The 22,542-nt window shown below is 38.1% G+C and carries 20 protein-coding genes; 6 read left to right on the top strand and 14 right to left on the bottom strand.

The annotated features are described in order from the left end of the window. From hflK to AC27IF_RS12675, 8 genes are all read right to left on the bottom strand, one after another. Nucleotides 1-1,161 (bottom strand): FtsH protease activity modulator HflK, encoded by a 1,161-nt coding sequence (hflK, locus tag AC27IF_RS12710; protein ID WP_487054706.1) that lies wholly within the window; start codon nt 1,159-1,161, stop codon nt 1-3. A 191-nt stretch (nt 1,162-1,352) separates the two neighbouring features. Then, entirely contained in the window at nt 1,353-2,639 is a 1,287-nt protein-coding gene (gene hflX / locus AC27IF_RS12705; RefSeq protein WP_487054705.1) for a ribosome rescue GTPase HflX, read from the bottom strand. 104 nt (nt 2,640-2,743) lie between these two features. Next, a complete protein-coding gene (hfq, locus tag AC27IF_RS12700; RefSeq protein WP_487054724.1) occupies nt 2,744-2,989 on the bottom strand; it encodes an RNA chaperone Hfq in 246 nt (81 codons plus the stop codon). A 174-nt stretch (nt 2,990-3,163) separates the two neighbouring features. Then, nucleotides 3,164-4,063, bottom strand: coding sequence for a tRNA (adenosine(37)-N6)-dimethylallyltransferase MiaA (gene miaA, locus AC27IF_RS12695; RefSeq protein ID WP_487054723.1), 900 nt, complete (start codon nt 4,061-4,063; stop codon nt 3,164-3,166). A gap of 62 nt (nt 4,064-4,125) precedes the next feature. Further along, nucleotides 4,126-6,003, bottom strand: a complete 1,878-nt coding sequence (mutL, locus tag AC27IF_RS12690; RefSeq protein ID WP_487054704.1) for a DNA mismatch repair endonuclease MutL — start codon at nt 6,001-6,003, stop codon at nt 4,126-4,128. Nucleotides 6,004-6,042: 39 nt separating this feature from the next. Then, nucleotides 6,043-7,380, bottom strand: a complete 1,338-nt coding sequence (locus tag AC27IF_RS12685) for an N-acetylmuramoyl-L-alanine amidase (RefSeq protein ID WP_487054703.1) — start codon at nt 7,378-7,380, stop codon at nt 6,043-6,045. Between the two features lie 34 nt (nt 7,381-7,414). Then, nucleotides 7,415-7,912: a tRNA (adenosine(37)-N6)-threonylcarbamoyltransferase complex ATPase subunit type 1 TsaE gene (gene tsaE / locus AC27IF_RS12680; RefSeq protein ID WP_487054702.1), complete on the bottom strand. Its 498-nt coding sequence runs from the start codon at nt 7,910-7,912 to the stop codon at nt 7,415-7,417. Between the two features lie 18 nt (nt 7,913-7,930). Then, complete coding sequence (locus AC27IF_RS12675) at nt 7,931-9,481, bottom strand: NAD(P)H-hydrate dehydratase (protein ID WP_487054701.1); 1,551 nt, start codon at nt 9,479-9,481, stop codon at nt 7,931-7,933. A 44-nt stretch (nt 9,482-9,525) separates the two neighbouring features. On the opposite strand from AC27IF_RS12675, the gene queG reads away from it, so the two are divergent. After that, on the top strand, nt 9,526-10,704 hold the full coding sequence (queG, locus tag AC27IF_RS12670; protein ID WP_487054700.1) for a tRNA epoxyqueuosine(34) reductase QueG: 1,179 nt from the start codon (nt 9,526-9,528) through the stop codon (nt 10,702-10,704). 6 nt (nt 10,705-10,710) lie between these two features. On the opposite strand, the gene AC27IF_RS12665 is transcribed toward queG, so the two are convergent. Next, entirely contained in the window at nt 10,711-14,109 is a 3,399-nt protein-coding gene (locus AC27IF_RS12665) for a hypothetical protein (protein ID WP_487054699.1), read from the bottom strand. Nucleotides 14,110-14,300: 191 nt separating this feature from the next. Between AC27IF_RS12665 and AC27IF_RS12660 the strand changes: the two genes are divergently transcribed. Further along, the gene (locus tag AC27IF_RS12660) at nt 14,301-14,519 is read left to right on the top strand and encodes a hypothetical protein (RefSeq protein ID WP_487054698.1); all 219 of its coding nucleotides are present in this window, start codon (nt 14,301-14,303) and stop codon (nt 14,517-14,519) included. Here the strand turns inward: AC27IF_RS12660 and AC27IF_RS12655 are convergent. After that, nucleotides 14,451-14,945 carry a DUF4442 domain-containing protein gene (locus tag AC27IF_RS12655; protein ID WP_487054697.1) on the bottom strand — a complete coding sequence of 165 codons (495 nt, stop codon included), beginning with the start codon at nt 14,943-14,945 and terminating at the stop codon, nt 14,451-14,453. The two genes, AC27IF_RS12660 and AC27IF_RS12655, sit on opposite strands and share 69 nt — an antisense overlap. A gap of 73 nt (nt 14,946-15,018) precedes the next feature. Continuing rightward, a complete protein-coding gene (orn, locus tag AC27IF_RS12650) occupies nt 15,019-15,564 on the bottom strand; it encodes an oligoribonuclease (protein ID WP_487054696.1) in 546 nt (181 codons plus the stop codon). Nucleotides 15,565-15,650: 86 nt separating this feature from the next. On the opposite strand from orn, the gene rsgA reads away from it, so the two are divergent. From rsgA to AC27IF_RS12630, 4 genes are all read left to right on the top strand, one after another. After that, a complete protein-coding gene (rsgA, locus tag AC27IF_RS12645) occupies nt 15,651-16,700 on the top strand; it encodes a small ribosomal subunit biogenesis GTPase RsgA (protein WP_487054722.1) in 1,050 nt (349 codons plus the stop codon). A gap of 99 nt (nt 16,701-16,799) precedes the next feature. Next, a complete protein-coding gene (asd, locus tag AC27IF_RS12640; protein WP_487054721.1) occupies nt 16,800-17,651 on the top strand; it encodes an archaetidylserine decarboxylase in 852 nt (283 codons plus the stop codon). 148 nt (nt 17,652-17,799) lie between these two features. Beyond that, nucleotides 17,800-18,180 (top strand): BlaI/MecI/CopY family transcriptional regulator, encoded by a 381-nt coding sequence (locus AC27IF_RS12635; protein ID WP_487054695.1) that lies wholly within the window; start codon nt 17,800-17,802, stop codon nt 18,178-18,180. Between the two features lie 108 nt (nt 18,181-18,288). Next, the gene (locus tag AC27IF_RS12630) at nt 18,289-20,244 is read left to right on the top strand and encodes a M56 family metallopeptidase (RefSeq protein ID WP_487054694.1); all 1,956 of its coding nucleotides are present in this window, start codon (nt 18,289-18,291) and stop codon (nt 20,242-20,244) included. A 37-nt stretch (nt 20,245-20,281) separates the two neighbouring features. Here AC27IF_RS12630 and acuI read toward each other — a convergent pair whose 3' ends face one another. From acuI to AC27IF_RS12615, 3 genes are all read right to left on the bottom strand, one after another. Beyond that, nucleotides 20,282-21,265, bottom strand: a complete 984-nt coding sequence (gene acuI, locus AC27IF_RS12625; protein WP_487054693.1) for an acrylyl-CoA reductase (NADPH) — start codon at nt 21,263-21,265, stop codon at nt 20,282-20,284. A gap of 47 nt (nt 21,266-21,312) precedes the next feature. Continuing rightward, nucleotides 21,313-21,945: an acrylate utilization transcriptional regulator AcuR gene (acuR, locus tag AC27IF_RS12620; protein WP_487054692.1), complete on the bottom strand. Its 633-nt coding sequence runs from the start codon at nt 21,943-21,945 to the stop codon at nt 21,313-21,315. A gap of 85 nt (nt 21,946-22,030) precedes the next feature. Then, nucleotides 22,031-22,513, bottom strand: a complete 483-nt coding sequence (locus AC27IF_RS12615; protein WP_487054691.1) for a Spy/CpxP family protein refolding chaperone — start codon at nt 22,511-22,513, stop codon at nt 22,031-22,033. Nucleotides 22,514-22,542: the final 29 nt, after the last annotated feature.

Below are 22,542 nucleotides of genomic sequence, written 5' to 3'. Positions count from 1 at the left end.
TTAGTTTCTCCCACTGTTAAATCTGTCTGAACGACCAGAATTTGTTGGCGATGAATTAACTTCCGGCTTCTGTTGCGATGCTGGAGTATACCCTTGAGCAGGCGTACGATTACTCGTCGATTGCTGTTGTATAATTTTATCTAATGGTAAGTACATCATGTTATTACCACCTTCAACATCCACCATAACTTTACTGGTGTTGCTGTACACTTTTTCCATTGTCGCAAGATATAATCGTTGACGAGTAACTTCTGGTGCCGCTTGATATTCAGGAAGAATCTTTTCAAATCTAGCCACTTCACCCTGTGCATCTAACACTGTTTGCTCTTTGTAAGCAAAAGCTTCTTGCTCCATACGTTTCACACGACCACGAGCTCGAGGTTCAATACCTCTAGCATAGGCTTCTGCCTCTCGTAAAAAACGCACTTCATCTTCTTGTGCTGCAATAGCATCATCGAAAGCATCTTTTACTTCGTTAGGTGGGCGAGCATCTTTAAAGTTAACATCGACAATGATTAAACCAAGATTATAAGGTTCAATTATTTTATCAAGCTCTTGCCAAACTGATTGACGAATTTGCTCACGACCACTAGTTAGAATGTCATCCATTTTGGCATGACCAACAACGTAGCGTAAGGCACTGTCTAAAGACTGGTTTAAGCTATCAACCGCATCAGTAACACTAAAAACAAAGTTTCTAGAGTCCACGACACGGTATTGAATTTGCATTTCAACACGCACGACATTCTCATCTTGTGTCAACATGAAACCCGATGCTTGCATTTCACGAGTACTTTGCATGTCAATAGGAATGATACGGTCGATAAAAGTCCACTTCCAGCGAAGACCAGGCTCTACTGTGCCCGAGTATTGACCAAAGCGAAGTACTAGGCCTTTTTCAGCCTCTTTAATAGTATAAAAACCACTAAATGCATAAACAACTAATGCAATGATAAGTACTAAACTAATACCAATACTAGAAAAGCTTTTACCTGAAGATGATCCGCCTGATGTACCGCCACCATTTTTTCCACCGAAGATACCGGTCACTTTTTTACCTAAATCATTCAGTAATTCATCTAAATCTGGTGGACCTTGGTTTTTGCCACCTTTATTTTTCCAGGGGTCTTTATCATTATTCCCCGGTTCATTCCAAGCCATGCTTTTCTCCGCTAGGTTTACATTTAATGATTGTACTCTTCGAAAGCTGATTTCTTCATATTAATCACAAACCTTGATTTACTTGTTTGTATTAAACATTTAGAAGTACTATTCGAAGCATAATTTTAAAATTAACATTAGTTTATGCTAAAACTGTTGCTTTTATAAGACTCTATATAGGGTTAAACACATTAATTTACAATATATTGCTCTATTTCATTACTGCCGTGTTTGATTAATCTATGCCATTCTCTTTTAGGGAGTTTAATATCAAGGTGGCAATGTCCTAATTCATCGTAGTGTTCATCATTAATACAATTTAATTTGTATAAACTACCGCGGAGTTTCCCTTCACTCGGAGGTATAGACAATTTGTATTCAACAATTTGGTTATCTAAACGCTCTGATAAAGCAGTGAATAGTAATTCTACTCCAATGTTTGCCTGAGCTGATAACCAAACTCGAATAGGCATACCTTGTTCATCACGATCAATGCGCGGTTCTACTTCATCTAGATTATCAATCTTGTTGCAAATAACCAATTGCGGCACATCATCTGCTTCAATTTCTTTCAGAACATATTCAACTTGTTCAATATTTTCACTACGCCTATCGTCAGAAATATCCACAACGTGTAAAAGTAACTCTGCTTCACGGGTTTCAGTTAGAGTCGCCTTAAATGCAGCTACTAAATCATGAGGAAGATGACGAATAAAACCTACGGTATCAGCAAGTATAGCTCCACCAACCCCTTCAAGTTCAATTCGACGAAGTGTCGGGTCAAGGGTTGCAAAAAGTTGATCAGCAGCATAAACCTGAGATTCTGTCAGTAAATTAAACAAGGTTGATTTACCCGCATTGGTATAGCCAACTAATGATAATGTTGGTAATTCTGCACGCACTCTGGATCGTCGTCCTTGCTGTCTTTGTCTCTCAACTTTTTCTAAACGTTTACGAATATTCACCATTCGCTCACGCAATAAACGTCTATCTGTTTCTAATTGCGTCTCACCTGGACCACGTAAGCCAATACCACCTTTTTGTCGTTCAAGATGAGTCCAACCTCTAATAAGCCGGCTGCTGATATGGCGTAACTGTGCCAGCTCTACTTGTAACTTACCTTCATGAGTACGAGCTCGCTGAGCAAAAATATCTAGAATAAGTGTTGTTCTATCAACGACACGACACTCACATAAGGCTTCGATATTTTTTTCTTGCGAAGGTGACAGGCTATGATTAAACAAAATTACATTAGCCTCAAACAGCTTTACTGCTTCGGCTATTTCTTCTGCTTTACCTGAGCCAACAAAAAACTTTGGATGTGGTGTGCTACGCTTGCCTGAAACAACCGTTAATTCATTAACGCCTGCTGAAGAAACTAACATTTTAAATTCTGTTAAATCTTCTCGCGTACTTTCATCGGGAAAATCTAAGTGAACAAGCACTGCTTGTTCACCCGCTTGGTAACGATCAAACAACTGCGTTAACCCTTAATGATAAAAATTGTCGAAATAACAATCGACCTACAACTAAAATGTAGGTTATCGCAATTAAAACGAAACATAACAATATTAGCTAAGTATTACTCTTCAGAATCTGATTGATTCGGCATTGGAGCTGTGTTTACAGCTCTTGCAGGCACAACCGTAGAGATGGCATGCTTGTACACCATTTGGCTAACAGTATTCTTAAGTAAAATAACAAATTGATCGAAGGACTCGACTTGACCTTGAAGTTTTATACCGTTAACTAAATAAATTGCAACGGGAATGCGATCACGACGTAAAGCATTCAAAAATGGGTCCTGTAAAGATTGTCCTTTTGCCATCATATGGCTCCTTTTTTTTTATTATTAATAAAAAGTAATTAACCAAAAAATGGTTAATGAAAAATGATAAAAACTAAATTCTCTGCTCAATCCTAAGCGTCTAACCAACTAATTATACATCAATATTTCGATATTGCTTAATCATAAAAGATATTAATGTTATTTATAGCGTGCTTATTGGCATTTGCCAACTAAAGCGAGCACTTGTGCTAAATTAGTTTCATCCTCTGTGGTTAACCAGTGAAGGTTATCCCAATTTCTTAACCAGGTAAGTTGTCGCTTAGCTAGCTGTCTTGTGGCGCAAACACCACGAAATATCATTTCGTCACGATCAAATTCATCATTAAGATACTGCCACATTTGTCGGTACCCAACACAGCGTATTGATGGTAAATCTTCGTGTAAGTCGCCACGGTTTTTCAGTTTAACGACTTCTTGTTCAAAGCCCTGCGACATCATTTGCTCATACCGCAATGCTATTCTGTCATGTAACGTACTTCGCTCTTGAGGAGTAATAGCAAATTGTAATACATCCCCTTTAAGCTTATCACCTTTAACTTTTGTTAATTGTGACATAGTGTTTCCACTTAGCTTAAACACCTCTAATGCTCGCGTAATACGCTGTGGATCATTAGGATGTATCCGCTTCGCCGCTTCTGAATCAACTTCTGCAAGCTGATCATGCATAGCTTGCCAGCCACTTTCTTGTGCTTCTAACTCAATCTTAGCGCGAATATTAGCATCGGCCGCTGGTAACGGTGAGATTCCTTCAATTAAGCTCTTGAAGTACATCATAGTTCCGCCAACGAGTAACGGTATACGATTATTAGCTCTAATATTGGCAATTTCAGCCAAAGCATCCTGACAAAAGTCTGCAGCTGAATAACTTTGTGTTGCATCTCTTAAGTTAATTAATCGATGTGGGTATTGCGCTAACTCATCTTTTGTAGGTTTGGCAGTACCAATATCCATATCTCGATAGATGAGTGCTGAATCAACACTAACAATGTCACAAGGTAATGCATCATGCAGCGCCATTGCCAAAGCAGTTTTACCTGATGCTGTTGGTCCCATTAAACAAATAACAGGAGGTTGCTTTACTTGTGCATTTTCTGACACTGAATAACTCAATTTAATTAACGATTAATATGACTAAAAGACTCTAATTGCTTAATTTGAGATGTAAGGTCTATCGGTTCACATTTCAAGAGTAACGACTGAATTATTTCTTCAGATAAGTTGTTTTTAGCCTTTATCCACAATGCCTGCGCTTGCTCTTCGTTATAGTTTTGTTCCGCAAGTACCTGTGCAATAACTAAAATAATACTATCTTGGTTAATTTCGACCTTATCAATTGTATTTATCTGTATAAGCTTATCAATAATTAAACTAAAGCTACTATTAACATCGTTTTCTCTAAGTAAAGCTGGATACTGTCTTATTTGAATTTGTTTTTTACTTTTCATTTCAATAATAATGCCTGATTGTTGCAATAGTACTTGTTGCGAAATAGCCATATTCATTTGTGACTCTGACAGTGTTACTAATAAGGGGAGTAATAGCGGTTGACTAATCAAACCGATCTCTCCTTGTAGCCAATGCCGTTTCACTTTTCCACTTTCAACTTCGATTGCTAAACGTGTTAAAGACATTAAACATAAAGAATTTTCCCGCTTAAAAATTCCGTATCTATTTTGCTCTACGGCTAGAAAGAAATCATTGGATTTGAGGTTGTTTTGTAAGCCAGTATCTTGTGTTTTTTCCTCAGTACCTTGATGGCTTTGCAACGCAGGGGTCATTAGTTGCTGATAATTGTTCGCTGCCACAATACTTGGATATTGCTCATTTACTTGGTTAACTGAACTATTACTTGAGTAGCTTTTCTTAGGGGTATAATTTGTATCACTAACTTGTTGTAAGGGTTTAATATAATCTGGGCGTTCATTTACTTTATCCCCCACTGCATTGACAGATTGATCTACGGGGTAATTTGACTGTGGAATAAATGCATCAACATTATTATCCATTAATGCTTGATGACAAACAGAGTAAATAAAGTCATGTACATATCGACTTTGATGGAAACGTACTTCATGTTTAGCCGGATGAACGTTTACATCAACTTCACGATAATCAAGAGTTAAAAAGAGTACAAATGCTGGGTAAGTATCTGGAGGTAATAAGTCCGCATAAGCTTGTCGTATCGCATGATTAATTAACTTGTCACGCATCATTCGGCCATTAACATAGCTATAACAAAGATCGTTTTGATTACGTGAAAAGCTTGGTGTGGCTAGCCAACCAGAAAAATGCATATCATCATGTTGGCAATCAACGAGCACTGCATTATCAACAAATTTCTGACCACAAACCATAGCAACACGCTTTGCAGTTTGAGCCTGCGTATTAGCGGCGCGATATTGGCGGATCATTTTACCATTATGAGTAAGACTAAAGTTTACATCAAAGTGTGCTAACGCAATGCGCCTGATGACTTCATCAATATGGTTAAACTCGGTTTTTTCAGTCCGTAAAAATTTTCGTCTTGCTGGCGTATTAAAAAATAAATCTAATACTTCAATAGTCGTACCATCAGGGTGTGCTGCTGGTTTGACTGTCACAGCCATATCACGTCCCTCAGCCATGGCTTGCCATGCTGTTTCTTGTGATTTGGGTTTAGATGTTAAAGTGAGCCTTGCTACCGAACTGATACTCGCTAATGCTTCCCCACGAAAACCTAAGCTATCAATCGCTTCTAAATCACTTAACTCTTTAATTTTGCTCGTGGCATGGCGACTTAGTGCTAAAGTTAATTCATCTTTTGCAATACCACAGCCATTATCGCTAATACGAATTTTTTTGACACCACCTTTATCAACATCAAGGTGGATACTAGTAGCCCCTGCATCCAGCGAGTTTTCAACAAGCTCTTTAATCACAGAGGCAGGTCTTTCAACCACTTCGCCAGCCGCAATTTGGTTAGCTAAACGTGCCGGAAGAATTGAAATTGTCATAGTTTCTCTTATTTACTCACGCTAATACCTAATAAAGTATTAGCCAGCGCGAGGAATTTTTAAGGTTTGACCAATACGTAATTGATTGGTTTTTAGTTTATTCACAGATTTTATTTCTGCAATAGTGGTTTTGTATCGTTGCGCTAAAACGGATAAGGACTCACCACTGCGAACTTTGTGATTTTTCATCGTAATTGATGCTAACAAAGTCCCTTTTGGGGTGTTTTCAAGGAAATAATTATCTACTGCTTTAAAAATAGCATTCGCGAGTTTTTGTTGATGATTTCTGCTATTAAGGTTCTTTTCTTCTCTAGGATTAGAAATAAACCCTGTTTCAATAAGCACTGATGGTATGTCAGATGATTTTAACACTGCCAAGCTTAATCCTTCAGGTTTTTTCTTATGTAACTTGGTAACTTTTTTTAATTGACGGACGACATGTAAAGCAAATTCGTAGCTACTGGACATAGTATGTTCTTTTTTCATGTCAGCTAAGGTAAATGCTAAATTTTTATCTTTTGTTTTCTTGATTGTTTCACCAGCACCACCTAATAGCTCAGACTCATCCTGTCTATTGGCGATCCAGCGGGTAAATTCAGAATTTGCTCGACTTGAAGATTGTACCAATACAGAAGCACCGTAAGGTTTAGGCGACACGAAGGCATCTGCATGTATTGAAACCAGTAAATCTGCTTTGTGTTTACGCGCTAACTCAGTTTTTCTACTGTGTTTAACATAGTAATCACCCGTTCTGATCATGGCAGATTTAAAGCCTTTCTTCTGGTCAACTAATTTAGCTAGTTTTTTTGCAATAGCTAAGGTTACACGCTTTTCGTAGGTGCCTTGAGGGCCAATAGAGCCAGGGTCTTCACCACCATGACCTGCAACAATGGCAATAACTATATCTCGCTTAGTATCAGGCGCTGTTTTTTTAGTCGGTTGAACACTTTTCTTTTTGTCGTACAAATCAACAACGAGTCGATTTCCATATTGGCCTGCAGGCGCTAAAGGAAATACGGTCAATTGATACGATTGCTCTAACTCTAAGACGAGTCTGGTACTAGATTTGGATTTAGCTTTACTGGTGCGAAATAGCTTTATACGAGGATCATTTTTCGCTAACGTTTTCAACGCTGCATTATTTTTTGTATCTGTGAAGTCGATAACTAAACGATTAGGTTTAGCTAAGCTAAAGTATTTATAATCTGGTTTCTTTTTGAGATCGAAAACAATACGAGTATTTTCAGGTGCTGGCCAAACACGTATGCCTTCAATGCTATTAGTTGCTTGCGCGGCTAGGCTGTTTTTTACCGTCAGTGATGCTATAGCTATAATCAGCCACAACAAACCAGTAAAAAACAATGATAACAACCGCATAACTAACCTTTAGTACTACTTTGTACACATAAACTTAAGGGTGAATTACAGAAAACTGTGCTAAAACAGTCTCTCCTCTTGGTGAGCAAGCCTCTAAGTTAATCACCCTTTGCTCATCCTGATAAACTATATTAATGATTATATCGGCATTAGCCAAGAGACCATTGCCTTTTTCTGGCCATTCGATAAAACAACAGCAATTATTAGCAAAATAATCTCTAATTCCCATGTATTCTAATTCTTCAGCATCGGCTAGTCGATATAAGTCAAAATGATATACTTGCCATGGTGGTAGCTCGTACGGTTCAACCAAGGTATAGGTCGGACTTTTAACATTACCCTTGTGCCCCATACCACGAACAAACCCACGTGTTAACGTGGTTTTACCTGCCCCTAGATCACCGTGTAAATAGACCACTAACGCTTGTTTAGATTGATGCTGTTCATCTTGCCACTGCAATACTTTAGCTAAACCGTCACCTATCGCTACAGTCGCATCTTCATCAGCTAATAAATATTCTAATTGTTTCATGTACTCTCAAAGTGTTAATTAAACCTGATTAGTCAATTGCTGTAGCGGCTTAAATAAATCGCTCGCTAACATACCACGTTGACCTTGTTCATTAGCAATAATATCACCCGCCGCGCCATGAATATAGACAGCTAAACAAACTGCAGCAAAATAATGCTCTGCTTGTAATATATAAGCTGCGACTATGCCAGATAAAACATCCCCCATTCCGCCAGAAGCCATGCCTGCATTGCCAGTACTATTTATCATCACTTGCTCTCCATCGCTAATCAAACTGCCCGCACCTTTTAGCACGCAAATACCTCCATATTTATTAGCGATAGCTTTAACGGCGTTAAATCGATTTCTCTCAATATTTTCTACTGTGCAGTTTAACAATTTGGCAGCTTCTTTCGGATGTGGTGTTAAGACCCAGTGCTTATAATAGTGGGGGGCATTTGCCAATAGAGTCAGCGCATCGGCATCAATCACCATTGCCTTTGAATAGTCTGGTAACTCTGTTTGTGCCATCACTAAATTAAATAGTTTTTGTGACCATGGCCTCTGCCCTAGCCCAGGGCCCAATAAAAGTACTTTCGATTTATTCATACTCATTGAAGACTCTAACGTTTGAGCATTACTTGGCGCGAACATTAATTCCGGCCTGCCATGAAATACCAAACTATGATTTTCTGGATAACAGCACACAGCAACTAATCCGGCACCGGCTCTAAGTGCTGCTTCACTCGCTAAGCGTATAGCACCAGGGTAACCGAGATCGCCACCGATGGAGAGTATCTGACCGACACTACCCTTGTGGCATGTTTGCCATCGTTTTTTTAAAGGCGAGCTATGATTGAGAGATAAGATTTGCTTTTGGAGCAAGACATTACTGGTTATTTGTTGTTCAAAAGATAGTCCCAATGCTAAATCTGCCAATATAAGCGTACCAACAAAATTAGCCGCTTGACCGGTAAACCCTCCTTGCTTGTAAACAATAAAAGTTACTGTTACATCAGCAATAACAGCACTTTTATTAGTGACAAAACCTGTCGTTGCACATAGGCCCGAAGGGATATCCACACTTAATACGTCTGCCTTATTTTGGTTAATGCTATTAACCCAATTCTCTGCCTCATCAGCTAAATTGCCATGAAAGCCTATACCAAAGAGTGCATCAACAATAACATCACCTTTAAAGTCATTAATCTGCCCGACAATATTATCGATAAATACTGGTTTTAAGCCACAGGTAATCATGGCTTGGTAAGCCGTTTGTGCATCTTTTATGATAAGTTTTGCTGGGCAAGCAAGAATAACGCGTACTTTTAATCCAGCTTGATGTGCTAAACGAGCAATAATAAAGCCATCACCACCATTATTACCTTTACCAGATAAAATCAAGATTGACTGAGCTTTAGGCCAATGCGATTTCAGTTGTGTAAATGCTGCTGCGCCTGCACGCTCCATCAATTGATACATAGAAACACTGTTATTTATTGCAACCTTAGCTTCATTTGCTAAGACTTGTTGCGCATCATAAACCTGATGGCAATTATGTTTTGCCAAAGACAGATGTGATAAACTCATCGCTCAATGCTTTCCCTTTTGGTTAATGTTAACTGACGACTTAAATGACAACGACTATAAAAAACCAATCTACTATTAACTATCCTGACTTGGTTGAAAAAATCAAGTGCTGGGGCAAAGAATTAGGGTTTTCTCAGTTAGGGATAACAGACATAGATCTGTCTGCTTATGAAGGTGGCTTGAAATCTTGGTTAGCTAAAGGCTATCACGGCAATATGGATTATATGGCTAAGCACGGCATGATGCGTGCTCGACCAGCTGAGCTAGAGCCTGGTACGGTACGGGTAATTAGTGTCAGATTAGATTATTTGCCCACCGAAGCTAAATGCGCCACTATTTTAAAAGCAAAAGACCATGCCTATATTAGTCGTTATGCCCTAGGTCGTGATTATCACAAATTAATGCGTAAACGATTGCAACAATTAGGAAAAAAAATTGCAGAGCATTGTCAGCACTTTAATTTTCGCCCTTTTGTGGATTCTGCCCCTGTTTTAGAGCGCCCTCTTGCTGAAAAAGCGGGTTTGGGTTGGATAGGAAAACACAGTTTATTGTTAAATAAAGAGGCTGGTTCTTGGTTCTTTTTAGGGGAGTTATTAATTGATATTCCGCTGCCTGTAACAACTCAAGCTAACGAATCACCAACCAATCATTGCGGTAGTTGTGTGGCTTGCATTAAAATTTGCCCAACTAAAGCGATTGTCGAACCTTATGTGGTTGATGCTCGCCGCTGTATTTCTTACTTTACCATTGAATCTCCTGACCCTATTCCAGTAGAGCTTAGGCCACTAATGGGTAATAGAATTTATGGCTGTGATGACTGTCAGCTTATTTGCCCTTGGAATAAATACGCAAAATTAAGCCTTGAAGCCGATTTCCAACCTAGGTTAACACTTGATAACGTTTCACTCTTAGAGTTATTTAATTGGCAAGAGCAAGAATTCCTAGATAAATTGCAGGGTTCACCTATTCGTAGAATAGGCTTTCAAAGTTGGCAACGTAATATAGCCGTTGCCTTAGGCAATGCGCCTTATCATGTTGATGTAGTAGTGGCACTTAAAGATAAGCTTAATAGTGCCAGTGAATTAGTCGCTGAGCACATACACTGGGCACTTGAACAACAAATGCATAAACAAGAAAATGATCATCAGCAAAACAATGCCAGCGCTCGCTTAAATGCTCGGTTAATACGCGCTATTGAAAAAGGCCTACCCAGAGATGCATAACCAAAACTATATTGTTTCAGCGTAGCTATCTACTGCCTGTAAGACTTGCTCTGTTTCCTTCAGTAAAGCCTCTATTTGTTTTGTCTTATTAAAGGGCTTTTTCGTATTCAATAATTCAAACCATTTCAAGCAAACTACCTGCACGCCTTCGGCAGCCAATATTTGACCATTAAGCTGTAGCTTCTCTATTGATACCTTGGCATTAGCAAGGTTTTCACTATTAATAGCGCTTGATAAATTTGTCAGATGTAAGTGATTATCTTGAGTGTAATCATCGAGCATGAACAAGGCTAACTCTACTGTTCCTTGATGTTTTAAGTAGCGAGAAAAGTTAAAGCTGGCATTTACATTAGCCTCAGCACTTAAGCAAGCACTCACTTCATTAATGATAAATTTATACTCAAGTTTGTTCTCATCAGCTAAAATGCTTTCTGAAAATTGAGCTTCTTTTTGTGAAGCTTTCTCTTTACTCAACGCGTCTAATTGACGATCATTCGGCGCTAATACCAGCCAAGGAGACAGTTTATCCTCAAGCTCAGCTAGTGAGCTTGAAACCGTTAACTCACCACAATACCATTGGTTAAATAACTCTTTTTGTTTAGATGATTTTGAGGCTGGAAGCTTAATTGACGATGATAGACTAAACATGCCGACATTTTCAGCTGGCTGAAGTGACATATCTAACCACGACGTTTGAGTAAACTCACTAAAGAGTAAGCAGTAACGTCCCGTATCCCAATGCTTATTTTGGCTTTGCTCATCACAAACAAACTGAACCTGCAAACCTAACCATAACAACAAACGGTGCATATTTTGGTAATGCTGCGGTGAATTCACTGCCAATAAAACAGTGGCTTGGCTAGCGTGATAAGCTTGATGCTGAAACTGACTTGGCGGTAAATGTAAATTATTCTCTTGCTCTGACTTTAAGGTACTCTTAATATTTTCTATTAAGGAGCCCTTACATAATGGCTGCTCAAATTGCGTATATAAACCAAACTTCTGAACACTTAATGTTGTTGATTGCAAGATCATCAGTTTTGGTCGCATTGATTGAGGTAAACTAACAAGCAGTTGTTCAATAGCATTTAATTGTTTACATGCCACATCACTACCCACAATAACTAAATCTATTTTATGGCGACGCAAATTATTCACACTAAGCAGTTGCGAAAAACTATCCATTCTCGCAATGGCTTCAAATTTTCCGGCACAACTAAGTACTAGCTTTTCAATAATTGATGTGACAACTTTGTTACCCGTTAATAACATTGTTTTTGTATCAGCTAACACAGTGCTATCTTCTTGTTCTTGCTGTATTAATTGACTATTTTGATTCGCAATAGCTAATGGCAGTTCAAAACTTAATTGATAGCCATCATCAATAACATTACTGGCAATATTGTCCCCATGAAATTGCTTAAATAATGTATTAAAAACCTCAACATGTGTGGGTTTGATATTATTATGCTCCACCTGGGTAAGATCTGTAATCATACTCGGTAATTCGGTCAGGTTATCGCGGTTCACTTTAATGACGAAACTAACCACTTGCTGCCCAGCATTTTTATCTTGAAGTTGTAGATGTAAATGAAATATCGCGTCTTTGCATTGATACAAACTTATTTCTACAAGTAGTTTGAATAGGTGCTGAAATATTTGGTTGTCGATGTTTACTTGCTCGAAAATATGCTCATCATGGCTAATATACAGTTGATTATTATTTTTAAGCTGCTCTTGCTGCTTATTAAATATAATGCTGTATAAGGTTTCAACTAGGTTAACATCCTCTAAACTAAGTACCGCATTATCAGATTGTAAATAGCTTGCTAGTTCAAACTGCTCTATTGAGTCATAAAGCTTTAGCAGAGGGGTAGTTATTGACTGACCTTCATTATTTTTTTGAGTTAAGTGCCGCTGAGCTTGAACAATTTGTGATTTCAAAACTTTTTTCAAGTGACTATAGCGTGTTAATTCATGGCTATTTAATGTCGCAACTTGTTTAGATTGTTCTAGCTGCTCCTCATCAGAGTGCTCAGTAACTTGAATTAGTTTTTGTTTTTGCTCCTCGATAAAAATCTCTTTATCTTTAATTTTAGCTAATAAAGTCTGGTACTCTTGTTCGCTATGCTCCGGTTTTTCAAGCAGTTGTATTTGCTTTAATATTTCATCCGTTTCTAGGCAATTGGCTTGAAGCTTGTTCTCATCATCACCTTGTATTGATTGACTGATAATGGCGAGGCTTTGTTGACTGGCAAGTTTAATTTGTTGCTTCATTTTCCAAAGCAATGTGAAAAATATCGCTAAAGCAAGACTTATCAAACTCAACAACAATAAAGATATCTCATTGCTGCTCAGTGGGATGTTCAGTTGGGATAAGAATAACCCAATACTGCTGTGAGCTCTATTCCCCTGTAATGATTGCTTCTCTGATAGCAATTCAATAACTTGTTGCTGCTGTGCTTTTAAATCAAGCGTGTAGCTTTGCATAAGCCTTAAGTAGCCCTGCCACTTTGCTAATGCCATTTGATCAGTAAGTACTATGCCGATGAACGAGTCCACTTGGCTAATAAACTCACTAATCGATTTTGTATCTTGCCCTGATAATAATTTAGATTGCGCAATGAGCTGATCCATAGCTAAACGCATTAAATCAAAATCAATCTGAGATGTCCCAATAGATAAACTTTCAAAACTCGTTAAAAGCTCAGTTAATATCGTTTGCAATTGTTTTACTGTTTGTGATTGCTTTACTGCGTTCACATAAGCATTGGCACGACTTACTGTTACATTGTCATTACGATTATCAGTCTGTAACTGTTGATAAAGCATTTGCTCATGGCTGATATTTTGATCATGAATGCGAGTAATTGAAAAAAGCATTAACTGCAGCTGAATAACACTACTTTGCTTAAGTTGCTGATTCCTTGATTTGTTCGTTTCCGCTCGGCTGACCGTTTCACTAGCAAGTTTATTCTGATTTAACCATTGTCGATATAAGTTACTATGATTACTGTTTAACCTTAATAATTCTCGATTGAGCGCAGTTAATTCAGTATGTAAAGCAAGCCAGTTTTGTTCACTGTTGCCACTTAGCAGATCATCAACAATTATTTGAGTTTTATGTAAACTTTCTAATTGCTGGACTTGTTGTTGTAAGGGCTGAAGCTGTGTTTCTACGATTAATTGAGATTGTTGATTATGATGCCAAAATAATACAATGACTAAAAACAAAGCAAATGTGATGCTCACTGCTAGAGTGAACAACTTCACGGTAAATTGACGATGAAATGGCGAGAGAGTTGGACTATGTTTGTTTAGTTTGCTTTGATTACTAGACTCTTGCTCATCTATATTATCTAAGTCGACTAACGTTTCTTGCTCAGCGATTTTAGGTGTGCTCATTGCTTTATTATTAGTGGTTCCTTTATTCCCCTAGTTTATACTAAGTTCTTTTATCGGAACAAGCCTAGCTTTCACCTATTCACCACAAGGGGCTGTTGAACTTTCGTGGTTAAATTTTGTTCGAGATAAAAGCGTTTTAATCGCGGCGAGTAGTTTTTAGCCTAGTCATTCTAAGCAAATACTACTCAACAATGAGTAAAGCGCTTTTAGCCGAATCCTTCGGACAGCGTTTGTTGGACATTTTTACGGCGTTATCGCCTTTTTATGTGGAACAACCACATGACAAAGGCTCTGCCTTGTATAAATACCCAACAATTCGCTGCAAAAACAATCTCGAAAGATCAACAACCCCTAGCTTTTTTACTTACCCAAGCCCAATGCATAAAACATTCAATAGGACTTTCATTTGATTCGTCAGTGACCGTGACGTTAATGAGCATATCGCCTTTTTCTGTATTTTGTAATTGATTGATTTGTTCATCAGAGATGGTTGCAACAGCTTTCAGCGCACCTTGCATGCGGCGATTAAAGTCTACTTTCATCGATTTTAACAAAGGTAATTTACTGTCTTGAAGGTTAATACCAAACACGATACCTGTTGCCGATTCAACCATTAATGCCGCAGCAACAGCATGCACACCACCTATATGGTTTTGTACTTTTTTCTTATTGGCGATATCTATTTCAACACGGTTTGATTCAATAGCTCTAATGCTAATACCTGTGGTATTAGCATATTTAACTTGTGAGCAAAATAATTTAGTTAACAGCCAAGGTCGAATGCTGCTAGGTGCTTTGTTGATCTTTTTAACCATTTTGCTCAGTCGGTTTGGCATAATACTCTCAATAAATTATTTAGAATAAAACCATTGTGACCGAAACTGGTCAGACCTGCAAGTTTGAAATTAATTACAGTTTAAAAAAGTGTTCTTGGTAAACTTTTAGTTCAGCGATAGATTCTCTAATATCATCCAATGCTAAATGTGCACCTGTTTTTACTACCTTATCTAAAATTTCAGGTTTCCATCGACGTGCTAGTTCCTTAACGGTACTAACATCTAAATTACGATAGTGAAAAAAATCTTCAAACTCAGGCATATACTTGTTTATAAAACGACGATCTTGACCAATACTATTACCGCACATAGGTGATTTACCTTTTGGTGCGTACTTTTCTACAAATTCAATCGTTTGAGCGGTTGCTTGGGCTAAGTTAACTTGACTGTCTCGACAACGTTGAGTTAATCCTGATTTACCATGGTGCTCAATACACCACTCATTCATATTAGTTAATACGTCTTCACTTTGGTGAATAGCAAATACAGGTCCTTCAGCTAAAATATTTAATTGGCTATCGGTTACTATTGTCGCGATTTCTAGAATCACATCAACCTCAGGCTCTAAACCCGTCATCTCTAAATCAAGCCAAATTAAATTTGTGTCGCTACACGTCATAAACATCCCTTAAAAATTGCACAAGCAATAAACTCTGAATATAAGTATAATAGCTGACAAATACTTAGGATTAAATAAAATGATCAATTCTTGTGGCTAAGAAAAAACTCACCAAAGGTCAACAACGACGCATCAAAGCAAACCATGATAAAAAGTTACGCCCTAAAACTGATAAAGTTCAGTGGTTAGATGATGACTTAGGCGAAGCTCAACAAGGCGTAGTAATAAGCCGTTTTGGGCAGCATGCCGATGTAGAAAGTGAATGTGGACAAGTCTATCGTTGTAATTTACGTCGTTCCATTAGTTCTTTAGTCTGTGGAGACAAGGTACTTTGGCGCTTAGGCAAAGAAACTCAACACAGTATTCGCGGTATTATTGAAGCAGTACATGAGCGTGATTCGGTATTAAGCCGCCCTGACGTTTATGATGGTGTTAAACCCATCGCTGCAAATATTAGTCAGATACTCATTGTTTCTTCACTTCTCCCTGCTTTTAACAGTGATATTATTGATCGCTACCTAGTGGCGGCTGAGCAAACCGGTATCACACCTGTTATTGTACTAAATAAAACAGATTTACTTGCTGACTTACCACAAAATGAGCAAGATAATATTGAACAGCAATTAAAAATTTATGGTGATATCGGCTACCAAGTACTTTATGGCAGCAGCCATACTAATGACGGTATTAGTGAAATAAAACAACAATTAAGCCAGCACACCAGTATTTTTGTTGGTCAGTCTGGAGTAGGAAAATCAACCTTGGTTAATGCGTTGATGCCTGACTTAGGTGTAGTCACTCAGGAAGTTTCTCAAAACTCAGGGCTAGGGCAACACACAACAACGGTTGCGCGATTATATCATTTTGATGACGGTGGTGATTTAATAGATTCGCCAGGCATTAGAGAATTTGGTTTATGGCATTTAACACCTGAGCAAGTATATCAAGGCTTTATAGAATTCTCTCCCTTTAATGGCTTATGTAAGTTTCGAGATTGTAAACATCAAAGTGATCCGGGTTGTGCCTTGGTTGAAGCAAGTGCACAAGAAAAAATAAATCCAAAACGTCTGGCAAGTTTTCAGCGAATTATTGCCAGTTTAGACGACAACAAATTAACCTCACGGTTTAATGATTAGTTATTAATAGTATAAAGAAAGGAAAAGTACGTGTCCCCACAGAGCAAATCTTCAAATACAAAGTTAAGCGATAAAATTAAAATAACTCTGCAATATGCGATGCCTAAACATGCATTATCTCGCTTAGTAGGTAAATTGGCAGCGGCAAAAATGGGTTGGTTAACAACCAAATTGATTAACATGTTTATTAAAGCATATGACATCAATATGAATGAAGCTAAGTTAAAAAAAGCGAGTGACTTTAAAACATTTAACGACTTCTTTACTCGTGAACTAGAAGAAGGTGCTCGTACTATTGATACCGATTCAAACACTCTATGCTATCCCGTTGACGGTGCTATTTCTCAACAAGGTGATATTGTAGAAGGGAAATTAATCCAAGCAAAAGGCTTTGATTACAGCTTAACCTCATTATTAGGTGGAGATGCAAGAACCGCAGGACCGTTTCAGCAAGGTAAATTTTCATGTATTTATCTGGCTCCAAAAGACTACCATCGAATTCATATGCCAATGACAGCCACATTACGAGAAATGATTTATGTACCGGGTGAATTATTTTCGGTAAATCCATTAACTGCTAATAATGTGCCTGACTTATTTGCCCGTAATGAGCGTGTTGTTACTATCTTCGATACAGAGCATGGCGCCCTTGCTATGGTTTTAGTTGGTGCCACTATCGTCGCTAGTATTGAAACGACTTGGGCTGGCACTATTACCCCACCAGCTGGTAAAGACATTTTCAGATGGCAATATCCAGCAAAAGGGGTAGATGCAATCAACTTTAAGAAGGGTGATGAAATGGGCCGCTTTAAATTAGGCTCTACTGTCGTCAGTGCTTTTGCACCAAACATGGTGGAATTCAACCCTGAAGCGGGTCCAGAGACAGTAACACGCCTAGGTGAGCTCTATGCAAACCTAGTAAAAAATACATCATCAAATGAGTCAGAGTAAATAAACTCTTGCTCATTAAATCAACAACGTATAGGATGAATCTATATTTATTACGATTATATTCGTAAGTAATACAAACATATTTAGTAGTCTACTTGCCTTGATTAGTGAGGTAAGTCGTTAAAATAGTCCACGATAGGAACAAAACATGGCGCGTGATAAATCGGCAATAAAGCCAACGGAAGCTGAGTTAACTCTACTCAACATTCTTTGGAAAATGGGGCCAGCAACAGTAAGACAAATACATGAAGCAGTAAGCACAACTCAAAAAACGGGTTACACCACTGTTTTAAAGATTTTACAAATTATGCACGAAAAAGCATTAGTCATTCGAGATGAAACTAACAGAGCACATGTTTACGCTGCTGCAAACAGTGAAATGCATACTCAATCGTCTTTAATCAAAGATTTAATCAGTAAAGCATTCGGTGGCTCAACATCAAAGCTGGTTATGCGTGCCATTGATGAATCAACTTCTGCTGAAGAAATTAATGATATTCGTCAATTACTTAACTCAATAGAAAAATAAACTTAACTTTTATACTACTATTTGATGATGCTAGAACATATATTTAACAGTTCTTTTTTATACAGCCTATCGCTAACCTTAGTGCACTTTTTATGGCAAGGTTTGTTGGTGGCGCTTGTATTAAAATCTGCGTTACTCATTTTTAGTAATAAAAAACCGCAACTTCGTTACGGATTAGCAACATTAGCAATGCTAGTAAATTTACTGTTGCCAATCATCACCTTTGTTAAAATATACAGTGCCGAAGTGGCCTATAATGGCTCAACCATTGGTGTTTTAACGTTAACCGATTTGATATATGAGTTAAAACAGCCGGACGCTCTTTTTAGTTACCAAGAATTAAGCGAATTTCTCCCTTCATTTTTACCCTATATCGCTGTATTTTGGTTTGCTGCGGTTATTTTATTAGCAAGTAAAATGTTACTTGAAATATATAATGTTAATAAATTACCACATCAAGGTAGTGTTGAACCCAATGCGCAATTGTTGGCACGTTTTAACGAATTAGCTAACCAAATCAACCTAAGTATCCCGCCGAGATTACTAATTTCATTAAAAGTCGATGTACCAATGGCAATTGGTTGGTTAAAGCCTGTCGTTTTAATACCTGCCACCATGGTTAGCGGATTAAATTCTGCACAGTTAGAGATGCTTATCTTGCACGAACTGGCACATATCCGTCGCCATGATTATTTAGTAAATTTTTTGCAAACCTTCGTGGAAATATTACTGTTTTTCCATCCTGCTGTATTGTGGGTATCAAAACAAATGCGCAACGAGCGGGAATATTGTAGCGATGATATAGCCGTACAACATTGTGGTGATGCCGTAGCCTATGCTCATACATTGGCTGACACTGCTTCGTTATGCACTAAATCGCATCATAATCATACTATACCTAGCATGGCGATGGCCGCTTCAGGTGGAGACTTAAAGCAACGAGTAGTTCGTTTAGTTGATCACCATTGTGCACCTCAAAATAATATAAGTAAGTGGCTTGCAAGTGCGACCATTATCTTTTCTATTTTATTGTTATCAAGTAAACAATTGTTAACTATGCCGTTATTAGATATATGGCATAACGAAATTCCATTTAAAACAAGCAGTGATTTGCCGGCTGAACCCAGTAAAATAAATAACTTAATTGCCAATATCAATGACCGATTTAACGGCGATAAGTTACCAACTACCTCTATTGCTAAAGAGCTTTTAACGCCACCAACACTGATCAAAAATGAGCCTGTAGAGCAACAGGCCCATATAGAAACGAGCAAAACAACTAACTCAACATTAAATACAGCTAGCCAAGAAGCGACATTAATTACTCAAATTGAAAATGACTCAAAAGAAATCATCGCCAGTTATGATAACCAGTCTACAACTCAATTAGATAACTTTACGCCATCTAAACATCAACCGGTTTTAAAGAGTACTGATCTAGCAACAAACAATAGCAGCGCAATAAAATCAAACTCAATGGTTGAGCAAGCGTTTGAAAAAACAGATTCTAAAAAGCAATTCTCTACAAACGCCAACCCGTATGCGCAAGAGCTTGCTGATTTAGCAACATCAGAAGTTACAAACCAAGCAACGGCCGCACAAATAACACCGTTGCCAACACAAACGGCTCTCTTAAATACTTCTCCTCCGGCGGCTAGCAAAGTTGAGCAAAGCTTACCTTCACCACATGAAGCGTTATTTATAGCTCAACAAAATGAGCCAGAAATGCCAAGTTCGAATGCTAAGCTAAATAACTTAGGAGATTCACTAAAAGAATCTTCAGTGCCTGTTTGGCATGATGCTAAACAATTGAAATCAGTAAACCCTGTTTATCCAAATGCAGCTAAACGTAAAGGTATTGAAATAGAAATAAAAGTGAATTTTACTATTGATGCCAATGGCGACATAAAAGACATACAGTTTGCTCGTCATAATAAAATATATTATTTCAAAAGCTCTATCTTATCCGCAATAAAGCAATGGCGATTCTCACCCGCTAAATACAATAACAAAGCAGTAGAAAGCCAAATGTCTAAAGTCTTTGCTTTTAGCCTGCAAAGTTAGCGCTACTCTGGCTTTATTTTATTAGCTATTGGTTGCTTTACTCACTTAGATTTACGACCACTCGACCACGAACTTTCCCCGCAATTAACTCATGAGCAACTTCAACAGCCTCAGATAGTTTAATTTCGGTGGCAATGCTAGCGACAGTATCTGGCGTTAAGATATCAGCTAAACGCTGCCATGCAAGAAGACGATCTGCACGTGGACGCATAACACTATCTACTCCAGCTAAAGTAACACCTCGTAAAATAAATGGCGCAACTGTAGCTGGTAAATCCATTCCTTGCGCTAAGCCACATGCTGCGACAACACCACCATATTTAATACCAGCGCAAACATTTGCTAGTGTATGACTGCCGGCAGAATCAATTGCTGCTGCCCATCGTTCCTTAGTAAGCGGACGACCTGGTTTAGATAACTCTTCACGATCAATAATTTCATTAGCACCAAGCGATAATAAGTAGTTCTCTTGTTCAGTTCTGCCTGTTGATGCTATCACTCGATAACCAAGCTTAGCTAAAATAGCAATGGCAAAACTACCTACACCACCATTAGCGCCGGTTACTAAAATATCACCAGAATCAGGAGTGATACCGCTCTTTTCAAGTGCGATCACACATAGCATTGCTGTATAGCCTGCGGTTCCAATAGCCATCGCTTGGTAAGGAGAAATTGTTTTGGGTAATGGAATTAACCACTCACTCTTTAACCTAGCTTTTTCGGCTAAGCCACCCCAGTGGCCTTCACCCACACCATAACCATTTAACAGTACAGCATCACCCACGGCAAACAGCTCACTATCACTCTGCTCAACTGTACCGACTAAATCAATCCCTGGCACCATAGGAAAAGATCTTACTACTGGCCCTTTGCCTGTAATTGCTAAAGCGTCTTTATAATTCAAGGTGCTATGGGAAACCTTGATGCTAACATCACCCTCGGGTAAATCACTGTCCTCAATTTCCTTAATGGCAGCGCGATAACCTAGCTCATCTTTTTCAATTAAAATACCTTTAAACATGTCTTCTCCTCGTTTAGACCGATCGTCTATAAATAGTGAAAATTTTTTTATTTTGGTAAGCCCGCTATAAAATAATTTAAATAAATATCTAATGGTTTAGCATTTTGCTCTAACTTTGCTCTGCTCACAGCGCCTTCCCAGCCAATCCAAAAGAACTCAGCGAGTTGCTGACAATCAGCTGAAGCCGTGATTTCACCGATTGCTTGTGCTTCTTTTAGGCAAGTCGCTAAGCGGTTTTGCCAACTAGCAAAAATATCAATTAATTGTTGTCGATAGCTAGCCGGCAGTATGTCCACTTCTTGGCCAAGGTTACCCACCAAACATCCACGTTTAAATTGATGTCGACTCATGCCAATCTTGGCTTCTTCAACAAAATTAATAAGACGTTGCAGTGGTGTATAAGAAGTATTTAACAAACATGTATCTAATTTTTTTGCAAAATATGTTGCGTAACTATCGATAACTGCCTGCCCAAAAGCCTCTTTACTCGCAAAATAGTAATAGAAAGAGCCTTTCGGTACGCCAACTTTCTTTAATATCTGATCAATGCCAGATGAAGCAAAGCCATACTGAGTAAGTTGCTCTAAGCCACTTCGTATTAATTCGGCTTTAGTGTCTTGGTTTTCACGCAATACTTTAGGCGGTCTGCCACGGCGTGGTTTATTAATCGATACATTCATTTTACTATAATAGACCGATCACCTAGTAAAATACAAGTAATGAGTTTTACTAGGTGATTAGTGACTGTATTTAACCCAAATCAGATTACTTACTTTCGGATTTATTTTTGCGTTTTGCCATTATTTCATGCCACTTTTCTTTCTGCTCTGTGGTAAGAACGTTATAAATAGCATTTTTTGTCTTAGCTTTTGCTAAACCTGCTTGTTCAAAACTAGATTGATAAGAGCCTTGTAAATCACTATAAGCTTGTTCATCAAAACTTTCAGCCTGTACTAATGCTTTGGCTTCTTGTTTAAACTGCTTCTTTGATTCGTATAAGGTTTTATATTCAACCTTTGCTTGTTTTCTGATGTCTTTAATTTGATCTTGTTGCTGATCTGTTAGTGAAAGTGCTTTAACCATACGTTTCATCATGTGTTTTTTTTGTCCACTATGGTGGTGACGCATCTCTGAAGCATCTACGCTATCATGTCCTAAGGCATATACAGTAGGCATACTTGAAATTGCCATCACTGCACATAAGGTTGATGCAGTAGCCAACACTTTTATTGATTTAGTAATATTCATAATAAACTCCAAGGTTTTAAATTAATTGC

It is taken from the genome of Colwellia sp. KS18-150, assembly GCF_057551365.1.
Note: the sequence above shows the minus strand (reverse complement) of the source record. Positions and strands in the feature narration are given on the sequence as shown.

Excerpts from the sequence above, each read along its gene's own strand:
- hflK (WP_487054706.1), bottom strand. The coding sequence starts at position 1,161 with ATGGCTTGGAATGAACCGGGGAATAATGATAAAGACCCCTGGAAAAAT.
- hfq (WP_487054724.1), bottom strand. The coding sequence starts at position 2,989 with ATGGCAAAAGGACAATCTTTACAGGACCCATTTTTGAATGCTTTACGT.
- miaA (WP_487054723.1), bottom strand. The coding sequence starts at position 4,063 with ATGGGACCAACAGCATCAGGTAAAACTGCTTTGGCAATGGCGCTGCAT.
- mutL (WP_487054704.1), bottom strand. The coding sequence starts at position 6,003 with ATGACAATTTCAATTCTTCCGGCACGTTTAGCTAACCAAATTGCGGCT.
- AC27IF_RS12685 (WP_487054703.1), bottom strand. The coding sequence starts at position 7,380 with ATGCGGTTGTTATCATTGTTTTTTACTGGTTTGTTGTGGCTGATTATA.
- tsaE (WP_487054702.1), bottom strand. The coding sequence starts at position 7,912 with ATGAAACAATTAGAATATTTATTAGCTGATGAAGATGCGACTGTAGCG.
- AC27IF_RS12675 (WP_487054701.1), bottom strand. The coding sequence starts at position 9,481 with ATGAGTTTATCACATCTGTCTTTGGCAAAACATAATTGCCATCAGGTT.
- queG (WP_487054700.1), top strand. The coding sequence starts at position 9,526 with ATGACAACGACTATAAAAAACCAATCTACTATTAACTATCCTGACTTG.
- AC27IF_RS12665 (WP_487054699.1), bottom strand. The coding sequence starts at position 14,109 with ATGAGCACACCTAAAATCGCTGAGCAAGAAACGTTAGTCGACTTAGAT.
- AC27IF_RS12660 (WP_487054698.1), top strand. The coding sequence starts at position 14,301 with ATGAGTAAAGCGCTTTTAGCCGAATCCTTCGGACAGCGTTTGTTGGAC.
- AC27IF_RS12655 (WP_487054697.1), bottom strand. The coding sequence starts at position 14,945 with ATGCCAAACCGACTGAGCAAAATGGTTAAAAAGATCAACAAAGCACCT.
- orn (WP_487054696.1), bottom strand. The coding sequence starts at position 15,564 with ATGACGTGTAGCGACACAAATTTAATTTGGCTTGATTTAGAGATGACG.
- asd (WP_487054721.1), top strand. The coding sequence starts at position 16,800 with ATGCCTAAACATGCATTATCTCGCTTAGTAGGTAAATTGGCAGCGGCA.
- AC27IF_RS12635 (WP_487054695.1), top strand. The coding sequence starts at position 17,800 with ATGGCGCGTGATAAATCGGCAATAAAGCCAACGGAAGCTGAGTTAACT.
- acuI (WP_487054693.1), bottom strand. The coding sequence starts at position 21,265 with ATGTTTAAAGGTATTTTAATTGAAAAAGATGAGCTAGGTTATCGCGCT.
- acuR (WP_487054692.1), bottom strand. The coding sequence starts at position 21,945 with ATGAATGTATCGATTAATAAACCACGCCGTGGCAGACCGCCTAAAGTA.
- AC27IF_RS12615 (WP_487054691.1), bottom strand. The coding sequence starts at position 22,513 with ATGAATATTACTAAATCAATAAAAGTGTTGGCTACTGCATCAACCTTA.